The sequence below is a fragment of the Streptomyces turgidiscabies Car8 genome, assembly GCF_000331005.1.
Lineage (GTDB): Bacteria > Actinomycetota > Actinomycetes > Streptomycetales > Streptomycetaceae > Streptomyces > Streptomyces turgidiscabies.
Map to the genome: position 1 here is coordinate 1 of NZ_AEJB01000233.1, position 5700 is coordinate 5700.

Below are 5700 nucleotides of genomic sequence, written 5' to 3' on the forward strand. Positions count from 1 at the left end.
AACCCGGCGCGACGATCCGGACGTTCGGCGACGCCGTGTGGTGGACCTGCGCCACGCTCGCGACCGTCGGATACGGCGATGTCTCTCCCGTGCCCCCGGTCGGCCGGCTGGTCGCGGCGGGCCTGAAGGCGTGCGGCCTCGCACTGCTGGGTGCGGTGACCGACCGGGTCGTTCTCGTCGTGGCTGTTGCAGGTGTTCTCCCGGGAGGAGGGCCGGCGCGAGACTTCCCCGGGGGCCCCGACAGCTCTCGATCAGATCTGCGTCCGCTCCTCCACGACCTTCGCGATCTTCGCGAGGGCGTCCGCGAACGGAATGCCGTTCTCCTGCGAGCCGTCCCGGTAGCGGAAGGACACCGTGTCACCGTTCATGTCGTCGTCGCCGACGATGACCATGAACGGCACCTTCTGCTTCTGGGCGTTGCGGATCTTCTTCTGCATACGGTCGGAAGACGAGTCCACCTCGACCCGCAGCCCCCGCTTCTTCGCCTCCGCGGCGAACTTCTGCAGGTACTCCACATGCCCGTCGCCGATCGGGATACCGACCGCCTGAACCGGCGCCAGCCACGCCGGGAAGGCGCCCGCGTAGTGCTCGAGAAGCACGGCGAAGAACCGCTCGATGGAGCCGAACAGCGCGCGGTGGATCATGACCGGCCGCTGCTTGGAGCCGTCGGGGCCCGTGTACTCCAGGTCGAACCGCTCCGGCAGGTTGAAGTCGAGCTGCACGGTCGACATCTGCCAGGTACGGCCGATCGCGTCCTTCACCTGGACGGAGATCTTCGGCCCGTAGAAGGCGGCGCCACCCGGGTCCGGGACGAGCAGCAGCCCCTGCTTCTCGGCCACCTGACGCAGCGTCTCCGTGGACTCCTCCCAGATCTCGTCCGAGCCGACGAACTTCTCCGGGTCCTTGGTGGACAGCTCCAGGTAGAAGTCGGTGAGACCGTAGTCGCGCAGCAGGTTCAGGACGAAGGTGAGCGTCTTGTCGAGCTCCTCCGCCATCTGCTCCTTGGTGCAGTAGATGTGCGCGTCGTCCTGCGTGAAGCCCCGGGCCCGGGTCAGGCCGTGCACGACGCCCGACTTCTCGTACCGGTACACGGTCCCGAACTCGAAGAGGCGCAGCGGGAGTTCACGGTAGGAACGGCCGCGGGCGTCGAAGATCAGGTTGTGCATCGGGCAGTTCATGGGCTTGAGGTAGTAGTCCACGCCCTCGTCGAGCTGCATGGGCGGGTACATGCCGTCGGCGTACCAGTCCAGGTGGCCCGAGGTCTCGAAGAGCTTCCCCTTCGTCGCGTGCGGGGTGTAGACGAACTCGTAGCCCTCCTCCTCGTGGCGGCGGCGCGAGTAGTCCTCCATCACGCGGCGGATGATGCCGCCCTTGGGGTGGAAGACGGCGAGGCCGGAGCCGATCTGGTCGGGGATGGAGAAGAGGTCCAGCTCGTTGCCCAGCTTGCGGTGGTCGCGCTTCTCGGCCTCGACGAGGAAGTCGAGGTGCGCCTTCAGCTCCTCCTTGGAGGGCCAGGCGGTGCCGTAGATGCGCTGGAGCATCGGGTTCTTCTCGCTGCCCCGCCAGTAGGCGGCGGCGTTGCGCATCAGCTTGAAGGCGGGGATGTTCCGGGTGGTGGGCAGGTGGGGGCCTCGGCAGAGGTCCTTCCAGCACAGGTCGCCGGTCTTCGCGTCGAGGTTGTCGTAGATGGTCAGCTCGCCGGAGCCGACCTCGACGTCCGCGCCGTCGTCGGTCGAGGCGGAGCCCTTGATGCCGATCAGCTCCAGCTTGTACGGCTCCGACGCCAGCTCCTCGCGAGCCGCCTCGTCGGTCACCACACGGCGGGAGAACCGCTGACCGCGCTTCTGGATCTCCTGCATCTTCTTCTCGATGACCTTGAGGTCCTCGGGCGTGAACGGCTTCTCGACGTCGAAGTCGTAGTAGAAGCCGTCCTTGACCGGCGGGCCGATGCCGAGCTTGGCCTCCGGGAACAGCTCCTGCACGGCCTGCGCCATCACGTGGGCGGTGGAGTGGCGCAGGATGTTGAGGCCGTCCTCGGAGGAGATCTCGACCGGCTCGACCTCCTCGCCGTCCGCCACCGCGTACGCGAGGTCCTTGAGCTCCCCGCCCACCCGCGCGGCGACGATCGAACGTTCGCCGGCGAAGAGGTCGGCGGCCGTAGTCCCCGTCGTCACCACGCGCTCTTCCCGCTCGGAATCGCGATGGATGATCACACGGACGTCTGACACCGGTCTCTCCTGACTGCAGGTGGGTGCGGCGCCATACCGAGACGCGCGCAAGGAAGGATCGTACCGACCCGGGCGCGCCCTCCGCGAAACAGATAACGGGAAGCCCTCGTCACCGCCTCCCTCAGTCGTCCCCGCTGCACGCCTCCTCGAAGAAATCGAGATTCTCCTGGAGCGACTTCATCAGCCGGTCCCGCTCCGCCTCGTCCACCTGTACGGGTACGACCCCGGAGGCCTGGGTCAGCCGGCGGAAGCCGCCCCGGCTCTCCAGCCGGCCGTGCACGCGCACCGGCAGTCCGACCAGGTGCGCGTGCCCGGCGATCCGGTACGCCTCCTCGTCCAGCGTCATCCGGACGTGCGGGATCTCGGCGCCGGCCAGCACCCGCAGACGTACGGCGCCTTCCCCGCGCGGCCCCGACCTGCGCATCCGTACCACCGTGCCGGTGATGCGGACCGGCACCGACGGTTCCTCGCGCAGGTACCGGGAGCCGGCCGCGCGCAGGGCGGGCAGGTCTCCGGGTGAGAACTCGACGGGCTCGGTGCGGGCGGAGCAGCCTTCGGGGACCTTCGCGCCGGGTGCCCACTCGACGGAGATCCGGGCACCCTCCGTACCGCGTACCAGGGCGACGAGGGCCTCCGTCAGCTCATGGCTGACGCCCGCCTCGACGGCTCCGTCGAAGGCGTCCATGCCGCCGGTGGCCCGGTGGTAGTCGATGGCCTCGCGGGCCGCGTACAGGGCCTGGTGGAGCCGTACGGCGAGGGGGCGGCCCGTGCCGACGGGGACGAACGCGGTGAGGCTGCGCCCCGCGGGGGCGGCCCCGACGAGAATCTGGTCGAGCAGGGCGTCGGCGGTCCTGCGGTGGCGGGCGCCGTAGTAGCCGGCACGCGCGCGCGTGGCGAGCGCTCCGGCGAGCATCATCCGGCGGGCGGCCGAACGCAGTTGCTCCTCGACGGGCCAGGAGGCGACGCCGGCGGCGCCGGTCGGGACGTCACGCCACCAGCGGATCTCGTCGCTGGGCACGGCGAGCGCGACGAGCACCTCGCGGGCGGCGGGCGATCCGCTGCGGCCCAGCGCGACGAGTGCCTCGCCGAGCAGGTCGTCGCTGTCGGGGAAGGCCCGGCTCTCGGGCACGAGGAGGCTCGTGCCGTTGCCGCCGGGCCCGGGTGGGGTCCAGCGGCCGTACCGTCCGGCGGCTCCCCCGCGCCGCTGCCAGCCGTGCCGGCGCAGAAGGGCGCCGAGCACGGTGGGGTCGACCTGCTCGGGGGCGGGCGGTTCCTCGTGCCAGGGGGTGTCCACAGGGTGCGGACGGACGGGCCGCAGGGGCTCCTCGTCGGGCCGGTGCGTCACGGTCTGTCTCCCGTCCCGACCCGCGTCATGATCTCGCAGAGCGCGCGGTCGTCGAAGATGCGTGAGGTCGGTATCCGCACGGTGGTCCGGTGCCGGCCAGTGATGCGCTGGCCGGCGAGGTTGATCCAGTAGCAGCAGTGCCGCAGGTCGAGACGGTCGTGGCCGGCGCGCAGCCAGTCGTCCTGCGAACGCGGTACGAGCATCACGACCAGGATCTTGTGCACCGAGACCGGGGTGCGGGCGAGCTTCGCCAGATGGGCGTTGTCGAGCGTGAAGGAGAAGTACGGGCCCGGCGGGTTCGGTGCGATCTGGTAGGTGCACTTCAGCTGGACCTTGATGGTGACCTCGTCGTCGACCGTGTGCCCGGGGGAGCCGTGGCTGACGTGCCAGTCGATGCCGTTGTCGGGGAACGGCTGGGACAGCGAGCAGCCGGCCGCCGCGGCGACGGCGTGCAGATAACCCACCTGCAGGGTCTCCATACAGGCGGTGGTGGCGAGGGTGCCTCGATGGGGTGCCGTGCGCTCGGGCAGCAGCCCGCCCCGTTCGGGCTGCGCTATCGCCATGACCAAATGCCTTCCAAGACAGACGAATTACCATGACAGGTCACTGAAGTGCGTAAACCTGTACCTCTGTTGTCTCCTTCCGGCGTACGGCGCAAACAGCCCGGGTATCACCAAACAGGCAGAAGACGGTGCGTCAGCTGCCGTGGGTGAACGAGGAGTTGCATAGGTATGACGTGCTGGTACGAGGGCCCCTTGGCCGCGTTCGACACGGAGACCACGGGTGTGGACGTCGAGACCGACCGGATCGTGTCGGCTTCAGTCGTGGTCCAGGAAGGTCCGGCCATCCGGCCGCGGGTCAGCCGTTGGCTGATCAACCCGGGTGTGCCCGTGCCCGCTTCGGCGACGGCGGTGCATGGGCTGACGGACGAACATCTGCAGCGAAACGGCCGCTGGCCGTCCCCTGTGGTGGAGGAGATAGCCCGGGCGCTGGCCGAGCAGGCGGCGGCGGGCCGCCCGCTGGTCATCATGAACGCGCCCTTCGATCTGACCATGCTGGACCGGGAGTTGCGCCGCCATCGCGCCTCGTCGCTCGACCGCTGGTTCGAGTCGACACCGCTGCTCGTGCTGGATCCCCGGGTCCTGGACAAGCACCTGGACCGCTACCGGAAGGGCCGCCGCACCCTCACGGACCTGTGCGCGCACTACGGCGTGACACTGGAGGGCGCCCATGACGCGGCGGCGGACGCGATGGCCTCCCTGGAGGTCGTACGGGCGGTCGGGCGCCGTTTCGCGACCCGGCTGGAGCGCCTCTCCCCCGCCGAACTGCACACGCTCCAGGCGGTGTGGCACGCGGGGCAGGCGCGCGGCCTGCAGGCGTGGTTCGCGAAGAGCGGCACGCCGGAGGCGGTCGACCCGGCGTGGCCACTGCGTCCGGAGATGCCGGCGGCGGCCTAGTCGTACGGCAGATGTACGAGCGCATGAAAAAAGCCGGTCCGTCGATGACGGACCGGCTTTCTCCCGGTGGGCGATACTGGGTTCGAACCAGTGACCTCTTCGGTGTGAACGAAGCGCTCTCCCACTGAGCTAATCGCCCGGGAACGCACCGAACAATACAGGTCCGGGCGGGCTTCGTTCAAACCGCTTCGTTCAGGCCGCTCCTTCAGGCCGCGCTGAGGTGTGCGGCCAGTCCTCGGCGTCCCGCGCGCATCATCAGGGCGTGGTTGGCGCGGAAGAGCGGCCGGCCGGGCACGGCGAGGCGGCGCATCAGCGGCTTGGTGACGTCGACTTCCTGCTCGTAGTCGGCCTGAGTGCCGGAGCCGGAGCCCGACCCGGTTTCGGTGAGTGTCCAGCGTGCCCAGCCGTCGAGGTCGCCGGTCATGGCGATCTCCAGGACTCCGGCCGCCGGATCGCGGCGCACCTCGCGCGCGGTGAAGGTCAGGTCGTAGGGCAGCAGGGAGCGGATGCGGATGACCCCGCTGGTGTCGTCGATGCGGTCGACCGCGCGCACCTGCGGCCACCAGCGGGGGTAGTCCTCGGCCTGCTCCAGGGCGTCGTACACGGCGTCGAGGGGCGCTGCCAGGGTCCAGCGGGCGCGGAAGCGGTAGTGACTCCAGTCCATGGGAGG

At 69.7% G+C, this 5700-nt stretch carries 5 protein-coding genes, 1 tRNA gene and 1 pseudogene; 2 read left to right on the forward strand and 5 right to left on the reverse strand.

Annotated features, from left to right (window positions below; all coding sequences use genetic code 11):
- Positions 1-234: pseudogene (locus STRTUCAR8_RS54200) on the forward strand (potassium channel family protein); the annotation flags it as partial.
- Between the two features lie 17 nt (positions 235-251).
- Here the strand turns inward: STRTUCAR8_RS54200 and thrS are convergent.
- The 3 genes from thrS to STRTUCAR8_RS15730 form a co-directional block, all read right to left on the reverse strand.
- Positions 252-2228 (reverse strand): threonine--tRNA ligase, encoded by a 1977-nt coding sequence (gene thrS / locus STRTUCAR8_RS15720; RefSeq protein ID WP_006376769.1) that lies wholly within the window; start codon positions 2226-2228, stop codon positions 252-254.
- 121 nt (positions 2229-2349) lie between these two features.
- The gene (locus STRTUCAR8_RS15725) at positions 2350-3573 is read right to left on the reverse strand and encodes a hypothetical protein (RefSeq protein WP_006376768.1); all 1224 of its coding nucleotides are present in this window, start codon (positions 3571-3573) and stop codon (positions 2350-2352) included.
- Positions 3570-4136, reverse strand: coding sequence for a DUF4365 domain-containing protein (locus STRTUCAR8_RS15730; protein WP_006376771.1), 567 nt, complete (start codon positions 4134-4136; stop codon positions 3570-3572). The genes STRTUCAR8_RS15725 and STRTUCAR8_RS15730 overlap by 4 nt, the downstream gene beginning before the upstream one ends.
- Positions 4137-4304: 168 nt before the next feature.
- Here STRTUCAR8_RS15730 and STRTUCAR8_RS15735 point away from each other — a divergent pair, with 168 nt between their 5' ends.
- Positions 4305-5030, forward strand: coding sequence for a 3'-5' exonuclease (locus STRTUCAR8_RS15735; RefSeq protein ID WP_006376767.1), 726 nt, complete (start codon positions 4305-4307; stop codon positions 5028-5030).
- Positions 5031-5097: 67 nt separating this feature from the next.
- Here STRTUCAR8_RS15735 and STRTUCAR8_RS15740 read toward each other — a convergent pair.
- Together STRTUCAR8_RS15740 and STRTUCAR8_RS15745 are read right to left on the reverse strand one after the other, a co-directional pair.
- Positions 5098-5169 (reverse strand) — tRNA-Val (locus STRTUCAR8_RS15740).
- Between the two features lie 66 nt (positions 5170-5235).
- Positions 5236-5694, reverse strand: a complete 459-nt coding sequence (locus STRTUCAR8_RS15745) for an SRPBCC family protein (RefSeq protein WP_006376770.1) — start codon at positions 5692-5694, stop codon at positions 5236-5238.
- Between the last annotated feature and the right edge of the window lie 6 nt (positions 5695-5700).